This is a genomic window from Vibrio floridensis, assembly GCF_021852965.1.
GTDB classification, from domain to species: Bacteria; Pseudomonadota; Gammaproteobacteria; order Enterobacterales; family Vibrionaceae; genus Vibrio; species Vibrio floridensis.
Genome location: NZ_JAKGCY010000014.1, coordinates 37391 through 53882 on the forward strand (window position 1 = coordinate 37391; position 16492 = coordinate 53882).

The 16492-nt window shown below is 50.9% G+C and carries 18 protein-coding genes; 5 read left to right on the plus strand and 13 right to left on the minus strand.

Annotation, left to right across the window (positions count from 1 at the left end):
* Positions 1-38: 38 nt before the first annotated feature.
* The 5 genes from LZU85_RS17150 to rhtB all read right to left on the minus strand — a co-directional run bounded on the left by LZU85_RS17150 (position 39) and on the right by rhtB (position 3917).
* Positions 39-548 carry a phosphatase domain-containing putative toxin gene (locus LZU85_RS17150; protein ID WP_237287907.1) on the minus strand — a complete coding sequence of 170 codons (510 nt, stop codon included), beginning with the start codon at positions 546-548 and terminating at the stop codon, positions 39-41.
* The gene (locus tag LZU85_RS17155) at positions 548-1549 is read right to left on the minus strand and encodes an ArsJ-associated glyceraldehyde-3-phosphate dehydrogenase (RefSeq protein ID WP_176299281.1); all 1002 of its coding nucleotides are present in this window, start codon (positions 1547-1549) and stop codon (positions 548-550) included. Before LZU85_RS17155 ends, LZU85_RS17150 begins: the two co-directional genes overlap by 1 nt.
* 29 nt (positions 1550-1578) lie before the next feature.
* The gene (locus LZU85_RS17160) at positions 1579-1914 is read right to left on the minus strand and encodes a metalloregulator ArsR/SmtB family transcription factor (RefSeq protein WP_176299282.1); all 336 of its coding nucleotides are present in this window, start codon (positions 1912-1914) and stop codon (positions 1579-1581) included.
* Between the two features lie 110 nt (positions 1915-2024).
* On the minus strand, positions 2025-3248 hold the full coding sequence (locus LZU85_RS17165) for an EAL and HDOD domain-containing protein (RefSeq protein WP_176299283.1): 1224 nt from the start codon (positions 3246-3248) through the stop codon (positions 2025-2027).
* Between the two features lie 51 nt (positions 3249-3299).
* Positions 3300-3917, minus strand: a complete 618-nt coding sequence (rhtB, locus tag LZU85_RS17170) for a homoserine/homoserine lactone efflux protein (RefSeq protein WP_176299284.1) — start codon at positions 3915-3917, stop codon at positions 3300-3302.
* A gap of 63 nt (positions 3918-3980) precedes the next feature.
* On the opposite strand from rhtB, the gene LZU85_RS17175 reads away from it, so the two are divergent.
* The gene (locus tag LZU85_RS17175; protein WP_237287909.1) at positions 3981-4979 is read left to right on the plus strand and encodes an alpha/beta fold hydrolase; all 999 of its coding nucleotides are present in this window, start codon (positions 3981-3983) and stop codon (positions 4977-4979) included.
* Positions 4980-5159: 180 nt separating this feature from the next.
* Entirely contained in the window at positions 5160-5990 is an 831-nt protein-coding gene (locus tag LZU85_RS17180; RefSeq protein WP_011149116.1) for a Cof-type HAD-IIB family hydrolase, read from the plus strand.
* A gap of 98 nt (positions 5991-6088) precedes the next feature.
* Here the strand turns inward: LZU85_RS17180 and LZU85_RS17185 are convergent, their stop codons facing one another.
* Positions 6089-6559 carry an EVE domain-containing protein gene (locus LZU85_RS17185; protein ID WP_043877014.1) on the minus strand — a complete coding sequence of 157 codons (471 nt, stop codon included), beginning with the start codon at positions 6557-6559 and terminating at the stop codon, positions 6089-6091.
* Positions 6560-6600: 41 nt separating this feature from the next.
* Between LZU85_RS17185 and LZU85_RS17190 the strand changes: the two genes are divergently transcribed.
* Entirely contained in the window at positions 6601-8151 is a 1551-nt protein-coding gene (locus LZU85_RS17190; RefSeq protein WP_237287911.1) for a COG3650 family protein, read from the plus strand.
* The gene (locus LZU85_RS17195) at positions 8148-8753 is read left to right on the plus strand and encodes a tRNA-uridine aminocarboxypropyltransferase (RefSeq protein ID WP_237287913.1); all 606 of its coding nucleotides are present in this window, start codon (positions 8148-8150) and stop codon (positions 8751-8753) included. Before LZU85_RS17190 ends, LZU85_RS17195 begins: the two co-directional genes overlap by 4 nt.
* Before the next feature lie 49 nt (positions 8754-8802).
* On the opposite strand, the gene LZU85_RS17200 is transcribed toward LZU85_RS17195, so the two are convergent.
* The 7 genes from LZU85_RS17200 to lptM form a co-directional block, all read right to left on the minus strand.
* Complete coding sequence (locus LZU85_RS17200; protein ID WP_237287949.1) at positions 8803-11292, minus strand: bifunctional diguanylate cyclase/phosphodiesterase; 2490 nt, start codon at positions 11290-11292, stop codon at positions 8803-8805.
* Positions 11293-11421: 129 nt separating this feature from the next.
* Positions 11422-12138 (minus strand): 5-amino-6-(5-phospho-D-ribitylamino)uracil phosphatase YigB, encoded by a 717-nt coding sequence (yigB, locus tag LZU85_RS17205; protein WP_237287914.1) that lies wholly within the window; start codon positions 12136-12138, stop codon positions 11422-11424.
* Complete coding sequence (gene xerC, locus LZU85_RS17210; RefSeq protein ID WP_176299289.1) at positions 12135-13085, minus strand: tyrosine recombinase XerC; 951 nt, start codon at positions 13083-13085, stop codon at positions 12135-12137. Before xerC ends, yigB begins: the two co-directional genes overlap by 4 nt.
* Complete coding sequence (locus LZU85_RS17215) at positions 13054-13755, minus strand: DUF484 family protein (RefSeq protein WP_176299290.1); 702 nt, start codon at positions 13753-13755, stop codon at positions 13054-13056. Before LZU85_RS17215 ends, xerC begins: the two co-directional genes overlap by 32 nt.
* Positions 13756-13828: 73 nt before the next feature.
* The gene (gene dapF / locus LZU85_RS17220) at positions 13829-14659 is read right to left on the minus strand and encodes a diaminopimelate epimerase (protein ID WP_176299291.1); all 831 of its coding nucleotides are present in this window, start codon (positions 14657-14659) and stop codon (positions 13829-13831) included.
* A 10-nt stretch (positions 14660-14669) separates the two neighbouring features.
* On the minus strand, positions 14670-15923 hold the full coding sequence (gene lysA, locus LZU85_RS17225; protein ID WP_237287916.1) for a diaminopimelate decarboxylase: 1254 nt from the start codon (positions 15921-15923) through the stop codon (positions 14670-14672).
* A 48-nt stretch (positions 15924-15971) separates the two neighbouring features.
* Positions 15972-16088: an LPS translocon maturation chaperone LptM gene (lptM, locus tag LZU85_RS21190; RefSeq protein ID WP_013570924.1), complete on the minus strand. Its 117-nt coding sequence runs from the start codon at positions 16086-16088 to the stop codon at positions 15972-15974.
* Positions 16089-16163: 75 nt separating this feature from the next.
* On the opposite strand from lptM, the gene cyaY reads away from it, so the two are divergent.
* The gene (cyaY, locus tag LZU85_RS17235; RefSeq protein WP_011079140.1) at positions 16164-16478 is read left to right on the plus strand and encodes an iron donor protein CyaY; all 315 of its coding nucleotides are present in this window, start codon (positions 16164-16166) and stop codon (positions 16476-16478) included.
* The last annotated feature ends 14 nt before the right edge of the window (positions 16479-16492 follow it).

The following is a 16492-nucleotide window of genomic DNA, read 5'->3' on the forward strand; positions in this document are numbered from 1 at the left end:
CTTTTGGATCATGATGATCCAAAAGCTCTAATGGCTGCTCACTGTGCGTTTGCCACAGATTCGATGTAGCTCAACTGCACTTCTCGCGTGAAGGCGCCGGGTCTCAACGCTTGCACTTCACGGATAATGTCGCCCAATGCCCAGCCTTGCTCTAGCAGCAAATGGGCGGCGAACAATCCGGTGCGACCGGATCCGCCCATGCAGTGCAGCGCCACTTTGCCACCATCACGGAGAATGGCTTGCAGCTCTGGGCTGGCTTGCTGCCAATGCACGGCGAAGGTCTCATCTGGCGCGCAGTCATCTTCGATTTCGATTTGATACCAACGCATGCCGAGCTCGACGACCAACGGGCCAAGCTCTGCGACCTCTTTACTCGCCAGTTCCGCATCGCCCAGCGCCGTCACAACGGCTTGTACACCGCTGTCCGCCAACTGTTGTAATGACGAACGTAAATCGACCCCTTTGGTACCAGGGCAAGGTGTTAAGACCAATGCGCCAGACGGTAGGTCCAATTGCCAAACAGGGTGGTAGGTGATTGACGTTGCCATTATGCCGCTCCTACTTTACGCACAAGCTCTGCGGTACGGGTCGCGTAGCCCATTTCGTTGTCATACCAAGCGTAAATCTTCACCATGCGCGTACCCACCACCATGGTAGAGAGGGCATCGACGATAGTTGAGCGTTGGTCGCCACGATAATCAATCGACACCAATGGGCGCTCTTCAAAGCCGAGAATGCCGTTTAACTCCCCTTGCGAGGCTTCTTTGAGTAATGCGTTGACCTCTTCAGCAGTGGTGTCACGCTTCACATCAAAAATAATATCGGTCAGTGAGGCATTCGCTAGAGGCACGCGCACCGCGTGACCGTTAATGCGATCTTTCAATTCTGGGAAAATTTCCACAATCGCCGTGGCACTGCCTGTGGTTGTCGGGATCAAGCTCATGCCGCAGGCACGGGCACGACGCAAATCTTTGTGCGGCGCATCAAGAATGGTTTGCGTGTTGGTGAGATCGTGGATAGTGGTAAATGATGCTTGTTCGATACCGAGTTTCTCGTGAATCACTTTCACCACTGGCGCAATGCAGTTGGTGGTGCACGAGGCTGCGGTCACAATGCGGTGCTGCTCTGGGTTGAAGATCTCGTCATTCACACCCACCACAATATTGGCAATGCCTTCTTCTTTCACTGGAGCGCTGACCACCACACGTTTCACGCCTTGCTCGAGGTATTGATTGAGGAAGCTGCTTTTGCGATGCACGCCGGTCGCTTCAATCACCACATCACAACCCGACCAATCCACTGCACTGATGTCACGCTGTTGAGTGGTTTCAATCACGTGATCATTGATGTGCAATTGCTGGCCTTGCACAGTCACCTCGTGGTGCCAGCGCCCTTGTACTGAATCGAACTCCAGTAGGTGGCCCAATGTGGTGGCATCCCCCGCCACATCATTAATTAAAACAAACTCCAATTCTGGCCAATCAAAGGCCGCGCGCATTGCCAAGCGGCCAATACGGCCAAATCCGTTAATTCCCACTTTGATAGTCATGGTCTATTCCCTAATGATTCAATTTCAATTTAACAGCACGCCACACGATCTTGCTGATGCAGGCGCGCAATATCTTGTTGATAAACTTGCTTTAAACAGTTGGAAGCAATCAAGTCATCGACCATTTTTTTCATCCAACCAGGCAACTGTTCGGAGAGGCGATAAAAGACCCATTGACCCTGTCTTTCATCCACCAACACTCCGCTGGCTCGCAGCTGTGCCAAATGACGAGAGACTTTCGGCTGGCTCTCTTGCAAGGCATAAGTGAGCTCTCCAACACAAATCTTGCCTTCACGAGCCACCAGCATCAGGCAACGAACGCGAGTTTCATCAGAAAGCAGTTTAAAAAACTGGTGTGGCAGCATGTTTACATTCCTATATATGGATATGCGAATATATTGTAAAAAAACAAAGCCGACGTCAACGCGTCGGCTCAGTTGTCATCAAAAATTCATATTGCGCGGTGCTGACTGGATTAAATCTGGGTGAACTCCTGCGACCAACGCTGCGCTTCGACCAGTTCGTAGCGCACATCTTCCACCGAGAGGCCTAGCTTAACGCATAGCTGTTCAATGCCATGCCAATCGGCTTGTTCGAAGCACTCTTCCAGCGCAATTAATGCCCCGTAGGCACCACCACGGCACAGCAATGCCTGTTTCGCGATTTCGCTCAATGGCAGATCGTTGACCAAAGACTCCACCGACAGATCCATCATCGCGTCAAGAATCGACAACAACCCAATCATAAAGCCTTGCTCGTTGTGCTTACTAAATGGCAGACGACGCGACATCAGTTCACAAAACTGGGCACGTTGCAGTGACAAGTTAAACAACTCGCGTGGCTTGTTGGTTGAGATGTAAGACGCCACCACCAAAGAGACGAACATTTTCAACTTGTCTTGCCCTAGGTAAATCAGCGCTTGGCGAAATGAGCTTATTGCCACTTCCAAACGAGTTGACTGAGTATTGACAAAACGCAGCAGCTTGTAGGATAGCGCCACATCTTGCGAAATCAGCTGTTCAATTCGAACAAAATCCGGTTCTCTTTTGCACACTTCACGAAACAGCTCCAACGCCACAACCTGCTCAGGGCTGACATAGCGAGTTTGCACCATTTCGGGTTTACTAAAGAAATAACCTTGGAAAAATTTAAAACCCGCCTGTTTTGCTTGCTCAAACTCGGCCGCGGTTTCTACCCGCTCGGCAAGGAAATGGTATTTCACTCGTCGTGCTAAATGCTCTTTCACCACTAGGCATGCTTTGTCCATCCCAAGAGCCATCACATCCAATTTCACGATGTGCACATAGGGCAAGAAACGACGCCATTCTGGGGTTAGGGTAAAATCATCGAGCGCGATCACGTAGCCTGATTGGTGTAGCTCGCGAATAGCCTCAAGCAACTCATCCGTCGGTTGACAGGTTTCTAAGACTTCAATGACGACTTTATTCTTGGGCAAACTTAGCGGCAAACGGCGAATCAAGGTTTGGTAAGGAAAGTTAATAAAGCAGCGTGAGGAAATGATGGTTGGATTGGTGCCAATCGACAAGAAATTCTCAACAATCAGGCGATACGTTGCTCGGTTGGACTCAATGTGCGTCGGGTAGGCATTTTTCTCCCCGTCACGAAACAAAAGTTCATAACCTAAGGTGTGCTTTTTTCGATTAAAAATCGGTTGTCGAGCAACGTAAGTGGTGTTCATGGCGTGCTTTATCTTATGCCTAGTCGCTAAACCAAGCCGTTATTAAGGGAGTTATGATTTTGCCGCGGCCAATAATGCCCCACAACCCATAAACATTGAACCAAATAATTTGTTTATTTTGACCATTACACGCTCTGAACGAACAAAACGCCCTAATCGAGCGGCCAAACTGGTGTAACCGAGCATCACAAACGCATCAATCACCACAGTCGTGATGCCTAGCACCGCCAACTGAGTCACTTGATCTTGGCTTGGGTCGATAAATTGTGGAAACAGCGCCACCAGAAAGACGATCGATTTGGGATTGGTGAGGTTAATCAACACGGCTTTGCGCATCAGAGCAAAACCTGAAATCGCCTTCTGTTGTGAAGCCGTCACCAAACTCGAGCTATCTCGCCATTTTTGAATGCCCAACCAAACCAAGTACACCGCCCCCACCCACTTGATCACCGTGAATGCTGTCGCCGATTGTGCGACGAGGGCACCAATGCCCGCCCCAACCAGAATAATGTGCACGGACAAACCGATTTGCAGCCCCACTATAGAGGCCAATGATTTGCGAGTGCCATAACTGAGGCCGTTGCTGATCGAATTGACCGTACCAGATCCCGGCGCCAAACTGAAAACAATGGCGGTCACAACATACGCCAGCCAAACATGGGTATCCATTTGCATTTCCCCGATAATTCTCTGATCATTGACGACAGGAACGCATGATCAGGTATTTATTTAATGGTTAATAACAGCTCACCTCTCTCTTATACGCAAGAGGCTTTATTTGAGCAAGCAATCGGTGGCCCGATCGCTGCCCTTTGGCAGCAGCGACAAGAGGGTTTCCTAAAAACGCGCGATAAGATGCAGTTGTATTGGTGTAAGTTGACCAACCCACAACACAAAAAGGCAGTGCTGGTGGTCAATGGCAGAATCGAATCGGCTTGGAAGTACCAAGAGCTTCTGTTTGATCTCTACCGTCAAGGCTATGACGTCTACAGCTACGATCATCGAGGCCAAGGTTTATCAGATCGCCTGGTGAAAGACTCTGATATTGGTCACGTCTACGAGTTTGATGATTACATTCTCGACATGGAAGCGGTGATTGCGCACTTTGATTTCTCCGCTTATCAGCAGAGATACATTGTTTCTCATTCGATGGGTGGTGCTGTGGCCACGCGCTACTTACAAACCCACCCGCAACATGGATTCGATAAGTTGGTGCTCAGTGCGCCGATGTTTGGTATTGATCTCCCTTGGTATATCAGCCCAGTAGCCATGGCGGTTAGCCAGATTCTCACCGCCGTCTACCCAACGCCCACTTATGCGCCGGGACACAAAAGCTACTATGAGAAGCCTTTTGAAGATAACCCACTCAGCCAGAGCCAAGCGCGTTATCAATGGTTTAGACAGTTGTATCGCGACAAGCCCGAGCTGCAAGTGGGTGGCCCGAGCACCCGTTGGGTATGGCAAGGCTTAATGGCCGCCAAACAGTGCATTTTGCTGACGCGACAACTCACCATTCCGGTATTGCTGTTGCAAGCGGGGGGCGATCGCATCGTCAGCAATCACGCACAGTCGCAGTTTTTCAAAAAACTGCACAAAACCAATAAACGCAGTGAAATGGTGACGATTGAAGGCGCGCAACATGAATTGTTGTTTGAAAAAGACCAGTACCGTAATCAAGCACTCAGTGCGATGTTCCGCTTTTTACAGAAAGAGGAAAGCAAGCATGTTTAATTTACCCTCTTTTTCTCTGCGCTTTTCACATACACTGGCGCTTATCCCCCTGGTGAACATCGCTCATTCAAACATCCAAGTTGGATAAGTGTTGTGTCACTTTTGCTGCTCTGATTGATTTTCATGAGCAGCTTTTTATTCCTGTTTCCTGAACACATCCGACTGACATAAGAGGGCCGTATGACTGCGAGCTTGCCAAATAAAGAGATCACCAAAATCGTTGCTTCCGATCTGGATGGCACGCTGCTGGCACCGAATCACCAACTCAGCGAATTCTCCAAGCAGACGCTCAAAGCGCTGCATGAGCAAGGTTACACCTTTATTTTCGCCACTGGCCGTCACCATGTCGATGTGGCCGGCATTCGCGCTCAAGTGGGCATTCCCGCCTACATGATCACCTCAAACGGTGCTCGTGTTCATGACCAGCATGACCAACTGATGTACAGCAAAAATGTTCCGGCCGAGCTTGTGCAGCCGGTGATTGATATTGTCAAACAAGACCCTGAGATCTTCGTTCATCTATATCAAAACGAAGACTGGCGCCTCAACCGTGAAGACGAAGTGATGCGCAAGTTCCATGAAGAGACGGGCTTTACCTATAAGGTTTACGATATCGACAACGCACCGACTGACGGCATTGCAAAAATCTTCTTCACCCATCCAGAGCAAGATCACGAGCATCTGGTTGGCTTTGAAAACCAGTTGCGTGAAGCCTTTGGCGATCAACTCAATATTGCCTTCTCAACGCCTTGGTGTTTGGAAGTGATGGCTGCGGAAGTGTCAAAAGGGGACGCGCTGAAAGCGGTCGCAGAATCACTGGGTCTGACACTGGAAAACTGTGTGGCCTTTGGCGATGGGATGAACGACGTGGAAATGTTGTCGATGGCTGGCAAAGGGTTGGTGATGGAAACCTCTCACGAAAAAGTGAAGAAAGCCCTGCCAGACAACGAAATCATTGGCAGCAATGCCGACGATGCCGTGGCGCACTATCTGCAAAAGCATCTGCTGTAAATACGGCACCATCAATGACCACGGGGCAGCGCCACGCTGCCCCGTTTTTATTTTTGCCTGCTGCTCACTTGCGACAACCTTGCTGCACATCGGCAAGGCTAGCGACGGCTCGGCAGTTTTTCTTTGGTCAAAATTGCCTGCCATTCTTGTTCCGTCACCGGCATCACCGACAAGCGATTGCCCTTTTTCACCAATGGCATGTTTTCCAACTCAGGCATGGCTTTCAACACCGCCAAAGGGATCACTCGTTCGGTTTTGCGCACAAATTCCACATCGACCATTATCCAACGCGGGTTTTCTGGCGTTGATTTCGCGTCGTAATAGTCGCTGTTGGCATCAAATTGAAAATGATCGGGGTAAGCTTCACGAACCACTTTGGCGATCCCTGCCACGCCAACCTGCTTGCACGAGGAGTGGTAAATCATCACCCAATCGCCCTCTTTAACCTCATCACGCAGCATATTTCTTGCCTGATAATTTCGCACTCCCTCCCAACATGAAACCTTTTGTACGCGTAAAGTGTCGATAGAAAAGGTGTCCGGTTCAGTTTTAAACAACCAATATGCCATAATGCGGTCCAAGCAGATTTAGAGATGGAGAAAGATATAACATGAAGGCGTTTAAAAACCCAGTCGCCCTATCGACACTGTTGCTGTTACAAGCGTGTTCAACCAGCGCCCCCGTCGCCACTCAATCTGCTCCTGTGCTGCCAACCGCCAATCTCAACCAGCCAGAGTCTGTGGTCGCACAGAGCTTTATCCTGTCAGGCAGTTTGGTCGTCGGCCATGAAGCGCAATACATCACACCTTGCGGCAGTACGCAGCAATATTGGCTACAGCTGAGCGCTCAGCAACGTCAGCAATTGATGGCGCTGACCAGCCTGCCCTATCAGTCCATGTATGGCGAAGTGATCGGCCATTTAAAAACCACCGGTGATGAAGGCTTTGCTTCGGAATACGATGCGTTGTTTGTGGTGGAGCAACTCAACTTAGTCGATGCCAGCAACCCAACCCGCTGCGAGCAAGCCGCTCGCCCAACGCAAGCATTTGGTAATGAGCCCAACTGGCGTATCGATTTTGCTGCCAATCAGCTGACCATCAAGCAACTGAGCAAACAAGAGCAAACGCGTGCGATTAGCCGCAGCCAACTCAGCCCCCGCAAACGCGAGTATCAGTTTGATGACGGCCAATTGCTCCTCACTGAAAATTTGTGCAAAGACACCATGAGCAACAGCCTTTACGGCTGGAAAGCAACGCTTGACTGGCAAGATACTCAGCTATCGGGCTGTGCCACCACCTCGAACATCGATGCCACGCTCGGTTGGCGTGGTTTGTACACGGCCACCTCAACCCAATCGTCCGGTTTTAGCGTGCACATGCAGCTCAACGCAGACCATAGCGCTGAAACGCGTTATCTCTATGCCAATGAAGAACGTCCTCTGGTGGAAAAAGGCTACTGGCAGCAACTCAATCCCAACCAGATCCAAGTCGTGATGACGCATCATCAGGGGCAAAAATTAGTCACCGAACGCATTTTCACCCGCACGGGCTCACAGCTAAAAGCGGACAAGGAAAAAGTCGGCAAGGTGGTCTATCCGATTGCTCAAGGGGGGCTGATTTTGTATCCCGCCGCCGCAGGTGAAATGATGAGTGACGCTCCCATCACCACTCAAACTGCCGTTCCCACAGACACCCGTAACGTAGCCTCCAGCGCGGAGTTTCGTCGCGATGTTGATCAGGCAATACGTGAGTATTTTCGTCTGCACAAAACCGATCCAAGCAATAACCAATACCGCTGGCTAACGTACGATCTCAATGGAGATGGCAAAGAAGAACTGCTGGCGCAATTGGATTGGTGCGGCTCGGGTGGGTGTACCCTGCTGATTTTTGAAAATCATCAAGAAACTTGGCGCTTCAATAGCCGCATTACCTTGGTGAACACACCGATTTACCTCGGCAATCAACGCAACCACGGCTGGCAAGATCTTATCTTCAACGTCAGTGGCGGCGGCGCCAAAGCTCAGTCACACCTGATGCAATATGATGGTATTAGCTATCCACTCAATCCGAGCGTTGCGCCTGTCGCGCTTGGTGAGCAGATCAGTCCGGTAGAACTGTTCTCCGATGGCATCAGCCCGGTACGCGAAGGGGTGAAACTGTGAAGCCACAAGCCTGTCCTCAGTGTGGGCTGCGTTATCAATGCTTGTGTGACCAGTTTCCATCACTGCAAAGTGAGGTCGCACTGGTGCTATTGATGCACCCCAATGAGGTCGAGCGAGAAACCAATACCGGGAAATTACTGCATTGGTGCCGTTTGCCCGTGCGCCCGTTCGTTTGGCAACGCGCAGCGCCTCCCCAAGCGTTATTGGATCTCCTTAGCGATGCGCACTTTATGCCTGTGGTGCTCTACCCCAGTGAACAGAGTATCGCCCTATCTCAAGTAAAGGAGCGCGCCCAGCAAACCCAGCGACAGCCGCTGTTTATCATTCTTGATGCCACATGGCAGGAAGCGCGAAAAATGCTCAATAAAAGCGAGTGGCTACAAGCACTGCCACAGCTCGCTTTACACGGCGACAGCGCATCGAACTATCAACTAAGACGCAATCAGCAACAAGGCAATCTGTGCACCTTAGAGATTGCGGCAGAGTTAGTGAAGCAACTCGGTGAAGCACACAACGCCACGTCAATGACCGAACTGCTGCGCGATTATTTGGCGGCGTTTCATGCCGATCGCAGTGGCCATGCGCTAAAAAGCGAGCCTTAACGACACAAAAGTTAGCCCTGATGCCCCATCTAGGGCTAACCCGTCCCCCTCAGAATAAGCGACTTGGCTGGCCGAGATAATAGCCCTGTAAGTAATCCACTCCCATGTCTTGGGCGATTTCACACACCTGCTGATTGTGGACAAACTCTGCCACCGTTTTCGCTTCCAGCACCTGACACAAGCGCACCAACTGACTGGCGATCTTGCGCTGTTTGCTGTCTTGGTCGATGTTGCGGATCAAGCTGCCATCGAGTTTGATGATGTCTGGCTCAAGCTTAATAATTTCGTCGATGTTGGAGTAACCCGAGCCAAAGTCGTCAACAATGATGCGCGCCCCCAACTGACGGAAATGGCTGCACACTTCAATCATGCGGCCATAATCTTTGATCTGCTCCGATTCCAACACCTCCAAACCGATACGGCTAGGGTCATTGAGCTGACGAATCGCCGTTTCCAACAGCAGCATGGTTTTATCGCTCAACAGATCTTGCGGGGAGAGGTTAATCGAAAACTTCCCGCTTCTCTCTCGCATATAGTTCAAGGTGCTTTGAATCATATGGCGGCTCAAACGGGTATAGAGGTGGGTGTCGGCAATCATCGGCAAAAACTGCCCTGGCAAAATAATGCGTCCATCGTTTTCGACGATTCGCACCAAACATTCTTGCGAGTAGGGGGTGGTGCCGTCGGCGTGAAACAGCGGTTGCGCATACGTGACGATATTTTGCTGCAAAATCGCCCGGCTGACGCAACTGAGCCAAGCCAGTTGCTCTTTGCGTCGCTCGTCACTCACTTGAATGTCTTTGGCATTGCAAATATGGGTGTTGCTGCGCACCCCAGCGCGCCGCGCCTCAATCGCTTTGAGCAGCAGTTCGTCGCCACTGGCTTGCGGGAAATCTCGCCGACTGGCTAAGCCACCACACAATGAAATCGACAGGTAATCCACTTGCTCCAAACCAGACGGTTCGAAGTTGGTTTGCTCAATCACATCGGCAAAACGGGTAAATTGCTGCTTGATGATGTCACCGCAGATTTCAGCACGAAAGACAAATGCCCATTCACCAACACCAATGCTGTAGAGCTGCATATCCGCTTGTTTGCCCAAGCGCCGCCTCAGACGAGTTAAGAAACTCACCGACAACATACGCAGCAGCTCATCACCGACCTGATAACCATATTTTTCATTGATGTGGCTGAAGTTGAGCAGCTTTAAGGTCAACAAATGTTCATCATCGCGAATGGTCGACAAATACTCTTTCAGGGCGATGCGATTTTGTAAACCGGTGCGACTGTCACGGCGATAACTTTCTTGCAGTTTCAGCGTTTGCCGCTCCAGTTGATACTCCATATGGGACTGCACTTGGTCGAGATCGGCAATCGCATTGCGAATCAAACAAAACAGCGGTGAGATGGTGCTGTCGACATCATCAGCGGGCAGTTTAAGCTCGGCTACCTCATCGCTTTCGCGCATCGCAAGGTAAGTTAAGCTGTGGTGTAACAGATCTTGTTTGACGCCATCATGATATAGCTCGCCCATGCAGTAGCTGCCATGACTGATCGCGATCTGATGAAAAGGCGCCACCTCTTGGCAACCATCGATAAAATCGAGCCGAGACGCACAATTGTAGATAAACACCGTTTCCGGTTGATGCAGCGCCAGCTCCACCACACCATGTTTGAGCTGCTCTAAGGTTAACGAAGGGTGGTTGTAGCAAAAACGCACCTGATCGCCGATAGACCAGGTTTTATCGAAAGAGATACTGCCATCGCTGTGGATCTCTCGCACCGCACACACCTCTTTGTGTTTGCCTCGTTCTCGGTAGAGCGGAAAATTGAGCAGATGGCTGGCCGAGAGCTCATGGCCGTCGGCCAAGTAACGCTTGTAAACCTCGTAGGCTGGCTTATTACCAAGAGAAATGAGACGCTGCCCTTCGGCGGCCGTAACGGCATGGTACATGCCAACCGGGTTCCACTCTGAGTACGCGCTGGTCCATACTTTTAGCTGTTCACTGTGCAAAGCCACGGCCACCGCCGCTTGCGTGTAGAGCTGGTCTTGGTGCAGCACCCAACACCCGTCAGCGCCACTTTGCGCTAAACCGCCGCACACTGGCGTTGCGATGCCATCATTGAACGTGCCGTACAGTAGGTAATCTTGCCGTTCCACTTGCACGGAAAAGCTGATCACCGCTCGGCTGGTGGGGGTTAATTGCAATGCTTGGCGTAAATCATAACCATCCAGCTCTGCGGATCCCGAATAGGCCACCACTGCCGAAGTCAGTGTGGTGTGACAAAATTCCGCGATCACCACCAAGCAACCGCCGGTTAAAATTTCACCGCCTCGAATGGTGTGCTGCGTACTGTGGCCTATGATGTCCACATTCGGCAAATGCGCCAGCAGATGCCGAGCGTATCCCTGTGTGATAAAAGCCGTCTGAGTGGAGAAAATCTGCACCAAATAGGCATTGTGCGCGTCCCAGCGATAACCGGCGGTCATCGCTTGTAACTGCGCAAGATCCTCGACCCAGAACGAGAAAGTCTGCATATCCGTATCAACCCCGACGTCAAATGGGCGCAAACCCTGCATGTTCCAATTATGAGAATTCTAATTTATGATGCTTTTTTCAGCAAAACCAGCGTTATGCAGGGAAGATTGATAGGATTGAGAGCGGGCTTACAAAAGTAGTAATAACTGACTTAATTCATTGATTTCTAAATTAGGCAGTGTTTTTGCTTTGGCTTGCTGACGTAGATTGATCTGCTTTGGATTGATCCAGCACGACATAAAACCATGTAAATTGGCACCATGTACATCCGAGAGTAAGTGGTCGCCAACATGGAGAATGCGCTGCGCCGGCAACTGCAAGATCTGCTCCGCACGCTGGAACAGATCGCTCGCTGGTTTAGCCACCCCATCAGGACCGGCTTTTAAGATGGTTTGAAAGTAGCCATCCAGGCCGATCGCCGCGACATCCACGTTACCATTAGTGATCGCCACTAAAGGCAGTTTGTCCGCCAATAATCTCATGACACGGTGCGTTTCGGATGGCACCACCAACTGGCTGCGCCAATACAACGCCACCGCAACCCCCTCATCCGCCGCTTGCTTCGCCGCCGCCACATCGTACCCAAGACGCAAAAACGCCTGGGTCAGTTGCTGATGACGCAGCTGCGTCACATCACTGCGCAATTGCGGGGAGCTTGCCGCCACTTCACGCTTTAACTGAGACCAATCGCTATGACTCATCACTTGTGTCGCAGGATGCTGCGCGGCGAGCCACGCCAGCACCTCACGCTCCAAGCGTTCAATCACCGGACGGTTATCATACAAGGTATCGTCTAAGTCGAAGGTCATTGCCGCGATCGGCTGCAGCGGGCGGTAGTGTTTCATTCATCTTCCTCTTTGTGTTGAGAAGATTTTTTACGCGCCCTTGGGTGCGCTTGATCATACACATCGGCCAAATGTTGGAAATCGAGGTGAGTATAGATTTGCGTGGTCGAAATGTTTTCGTGGCCAAGTAATTCTTGCACCGCACGCAGGTTATTGCTCGATTCGAGAATGTGCGTAGCAAATGAGTGACGCAGTTTATGCGGCGTAATGTGGCTGGCCACGGCCTGTTTTTGGCCCCATTCGGCCATGCGCTTTTGCACACTGCGATGGGAAATACGCGAGCCCAGCTTCGAGACAAACAACGCCGGCTCACTTGGGTCCGCCAAACCACTGCGCACTTTTAACCATTTTCCAACCCACTCGACCGCCATACCTGCAAAAGGCACTTTGCGTTCTTTGTTGCCTTTACCGATCACGCGAATTTCACCACTGCGCAAATGCACATCACGGACATCGATATCGACCAATTCGGCCAAGCGCAATCCCGCACCGTACATCAACTCCATGATGGCGCGATCACGGATGGCCAGCGGATCATCCTCATTCACGTCGAGCAGTTGATTCACTTCATCAACATCGAGGTTTTTGGGCAGAGGACGTTTTTTGCGCGGAGCCGAAACCCCTTTGGCTGGATTGGCCGTGAGGATGCCACGCAAAATCAAAAAGTCGAAGAAGCTGCGCAGCGAAGACAGACGCGTCGCGATGCTGCTCGCCTTCATCCCCTCGCGCATCCCTTTGCCCGCTAGTTGGCGTACCCAACCTGCGTCGACTTGCGGCCACGCTTTCAGCCCCATACTGTGCAAGTGTTCCGCCATGGTTTCCAGTTGCTGCTTGTAGTTGCGCTGGGTGTGCAGGCTTAAGCCCTTTTCCGCACGCAAGTACTCATAGAACTGATCAAGCGGCTTTCTCAGGCCACTAGGCAGTGGTGTGTTTGACGCTGTCGTCATGCTGCAATTGCCAAGCAAGGGTTTGAGCTAAATGGGCCACCACTAACGAGAGGTGACGAAGGAACAAGGTATCCATCTCCGGTTGGAAATGACCCCCATCGGCACTGGAAAACGCCAGCAAACCAAGGGGATGTTGCTTCACTAGCGGCAAGACCACGTAAGAGCCCATTTCTGGTACGGGCAAATCACCAAACAGCGCTTCGCGATCAGCATTGCGCAGACGACCCAAATACGCCGATTTGCCATTGAGATGGTTGGTGGCAAAACGCTGGTAATTTTCCAAACTCAGTTGGTGCTTTGCTTCACATTGGTTCAGCAAACGCACATAGGCCACCAAACCGAGTTCATGCGCTTTGAGCTCTATCGCCTTCACCACTTGCTGAAAATCGCGACAACGCAGGATCTGCTCTTGCAGGTCCATGAACTCATAAAAGGTGCGATCGTTGTTCGCCGCCAAAGACATCAAGGTCGTGATCTCTTCTTCCAATGCTTCAATACGTTGGCGTTGACGGTTCAGTTGAATGTGGACAAGCGATACTGTCCCCTGTTCCGGGTGCGGAAAGTTCAAGCGGTCGACCAACTCCGGACGATGAACAAAAAAATCGGCATGATCTTGAAGATACTCCGCCACCACTTCGGCGGTCAGAGCATCGGCTTCAGGGTAAGACAAAACATTTCCTCAAACGATAACTCATGCAAGGTGATGAAAACTCATCACCCGCGGTGGCTAGAATCCGTGGGTTCTAGCAAGACAGCTGACCATCAAATACATGGGTCGCAGGTCCCGTCATATAAAGTGGCGTACCAGGCCCCTTCCAGTGAATGAGCAAATCGCCGCCAGGCAAACTCACGGTGACGTTTTCATCCAACAAGCCTTGTAAGATGCCGACCGCCACCGCGCCACACGCGCCGCTGCCACAAGCCTGCGTTTCACCCGCACCACGCTCATACACGCGCAGGCGAATCTGTTCACGATTGACCACTTGCATAAATCCGGCATTGACGCGCTCAGGGAAACGCTCATGCGATTCAAGCAATGGACCTAACGTCTCCACTTCCGCGCTATCAACGTCATCCACCACTGTCACGACATGTGGATTGCCCATGCTCACCGCACCGCAAAACAGCGTTTTTTCGCCAACACGCATAATGTAGGTTTTCTCTTTTTGCTTGGCGCGGAAAGGGATTTTGTTCGGTTCAAACTCTGGCACACCCATGTTAACGGTGATTTCATCGTCTTCTTCCACATCAAGAATCATTTTGCCTTTCTTGGTGCTGACACTGATGCTGTATTTATTGGTCAGCCCTTTCATGCGAACAAAGCGGGCAAAACAGCGCGCGCCATTGCCACACTGTTCCACTTCACTGCCATCAGCATTGAAAATACGATAGTGGAAATCCGTCTCAGGATCGTAAGGTGCTTCCACCACCAGCAGTTGGTCAAAACCAACGCCAGTATGACGATCCGCCAAACGGCGGATCAGCTCTTGAGAGAAGTAAACGTTTTGAGTAATGCAGTCGACCACCATAAAGTCGTTACCCAAACCGTGCATTTTAGAAAAATGGAAATGCATAAAAAGCTCGTTACTCCGGAAGGATGTTTTCTAGTTCCCACAAGCTACGCAGTTCTTCGCGCTGACGAACTAAATGGTGTTTTTTGCCATCCACCATCACTTCGGCTGCTCGTGCGCGCGTGTTGTAGTTGGACGACATAACAAAGCCATAAGCGCCCGCACTGCGAACCGCCAGCAAATCGTTCTCTGCCAATACCAGCGAACGGTCCTTACCAAGGAAATCACCGGTTTCACAAATTGGCCCAACTAAGTCATAAGTCACCGCTTCGCCTTGACGCGGCTGAACGGGCACAATGTCTTGCCACGCTTGGTACAGCGCAGGGCGCATCAAATCGTTCATCGCTGCATCAATGATGGCGAAATTTTTGTGTTCGGTGTGCTTGAGAAATTCTACTTTGGTCAGCAATACGCCTGCGTTCGCAGCAATCGCACGTCCTGGTTCAAAAATCAGTTCCAAATCTTGGTGATTTTCTAAACGCCCCAACAGCGCTTTAGCGTATTCAGAAGGCTGAGGCGGCAATTCGTTGCGGTAGACCACGCCAAGGCCACCACCCACATCAAGGTGACGAATGTTGATGCCTTGCTCTTTTAGGTTATCGATCAAAGCCAGCAGGCGATCGGTCGCATCGATAAATGGGTCAATCGCAGTAAGCTGCGAGCCGATATGGCAGTCGATACCTTGGACGTTAAGGTTTGCTAGGCTTTGGGCAAATTGGTATACCGCAGGCGCGCGATCAAACGCAATACCAAACTTGTTGTCACGCAAACCAGTCGAGATATAAGGATGGGTCTTGGCGTCCACATCGGGATTAATGCGTAGTGAGATTGGCGCTTTCACACCTAACTCTCCCGCAACGCGGTTCAAACGCTCAAGTTCAGGTTCCGATTCGACGTTAAAGCACTTGATGTTGAGTTCAAGCGCACGGCGCATTTCCGCTTCGGTTTTGCCCACACCAGAGAACACCACTTTACGTGGGTCGCCGCCAGCGGCCAACACCCGCTCCAATTCACCACCGGATACGATGTCAAAACCAGAGCCTAATCGCGCCAAGGTGTTCAGTACCCCCAGGTTCGAGTTGGCTTTCACCGCATAACAAACCAGGTGAGGATGCCCTTCTACCGAGCGGTCAAACGCATGCCAGTGACGCTCTAGCGTCGCACGCGAATAAACATACAGAGGTGTGCCGTACTGCTCAGCCAGACTGGTTAAGGAAACCTCTTCCGCCCAGAGCTGACCATCGTCCTGATAATTGAAATAATCCAAAATTCACTTCCCTTATAATATGGTCGACTGCTAAATCAGTTGCGATGCCTACTGTGATTGCTCAGATTGTTGAGCGTCATCTGGAATGTACAAAGCGCCCGATTGACCACATCCGGCCAAGAGCGCTACCGACAAGGTTAACAGCACAGTAAGTATTTTTTTCATTTTGCATATCGTGATTATTGATTCAATGCCCCCTATAATCGCACCACACTCAGGAAAAGCAATAGGATAGATAGGATGAACAATACTGAATTTCATCAACTAGTGGATAACGAGCTGCAACTCATTGAAGAAGCGATTGATGAATCAGGCGCAGACATCGATTACGAAACCACGGGCAACGTGATGACGTTAGAATTTGATGACCGCAGCCAAATCATCATCAATCGCCAAGAGCCGATGCAAGAAATTTGGTTAGCCTCGAAATCCGGCGGTTTCCACTTCCAATACAAAGCGGGTCAGTGGATTTGCTCCAAGACTGGCGTTGAGTTTGCACACATGGTCAAACAAGAGTGTGAAAAGCACGCGGGTGAATCGATCGATTGGGCTTAAACCAACGTCGTCTC

Bases quoted from the DNA above. Each gene is read 5' to 3' on its own strand.
- LZU85_RS17150 (WP_237287907.1), bottom strand. From the start codon at position 548: ATGGCAACGTCAATCACCTACCACCCTGTTTGGCAATTGGACCTACCG.
- LZU85_RS17155 (WP_176299281.1), bottom strand. From the start codon at position 1,549: ATGACTATCAAAGTGGGAATTAACGGATTTGGCCGTATTGGCCGCTTG.
- LZU85_RS17160 (WP_176299282.1), bottom strand. From the start codon at position 1,914: ATGCTGCCACACCAGTTTTTTAAACTGCTTTCTGATGAAACTCGCGTT.
- LZU85_RS17165 (WP_176299283.1), bottom strand. From the start codon at position 3,248: ATGAACACCACTTACGTTGCTCGACAACCGATTTTTAATCGAAAAAAG.
- rhtB (WP_176299284.1), bottom strand. From the start codon at position 3,917: ATGGATACCCATGTTTGGCTGGCGTATGTTGTGACCGCCATTGTTTTC.
- LZU85_RS17175 (WP_237287909.1), top strand. From the start codon at position 3,981: ATGGTTAATAACAGCTCACCTCTCTCTTATACGCAAGAGGCTTTATTT.
- LZU85_RS17180 (WP_011149116.1), top strand. From the start codon at position 5,160: ATGACTGCGAGCTTGCCAAATAAAGAGATCACCAAAATCGTTGCTTCC.
- LZU85_RS17185 (WP_043877014.1), bottom strand. From the start codon at position 6,559: ATGGCATATTGGTTGTTTAAAACTGAACCGGACACCTTTTCTATCGAC.
- LZU85_RS17190 (WP_237287911.1), top strand. From the start codon at position 6,601: ATGAAGGCGTTTAAAAACCCAGTCGCCCTATCGACACTGTTGCTGTTA.
- LZU85_RS17200 (WP_237287949.1), bottom strand. From the start codon at position 11,292: ATGCAGACTTTCTCGTTCTGGGTCGAGGATCTTGCGCAGTTACAAGCG.
- yigB (WP_237287914.1), bottom strand. From the start codon at position 12,138: ATGAAACACTACCGCCCGCTGCAGCCGATCGCGGCAATGACCTTCGAC.
- xerC (WP_176299289.1), bottom strand. From the start codon at position 13,085: ATGACGACAGCGTCAAACACACCACTGCCTAGTGGCCTGAGAAAGCCG.
- dapF (WP_176299291.1), bottom strand. From the start codon at position 14,659: ATGCATTTCCATTTTTCTAAAATGCACGGTTTGGGTAACGACTTTATG.
- lptM (WP_013570924.1), bottom strand. From the start codon at position 16,088: ATGAAAAAAATACTTACTGTGCTGTTAACCTTGTCGGTAGCGCTCTTG.
- cyaY (WP_011079140.1), top strand. From the start codon at position 16,164: ATGAACAATACTGAATTTCATCAACTAGTGGATAACGAGCTGCAACTC.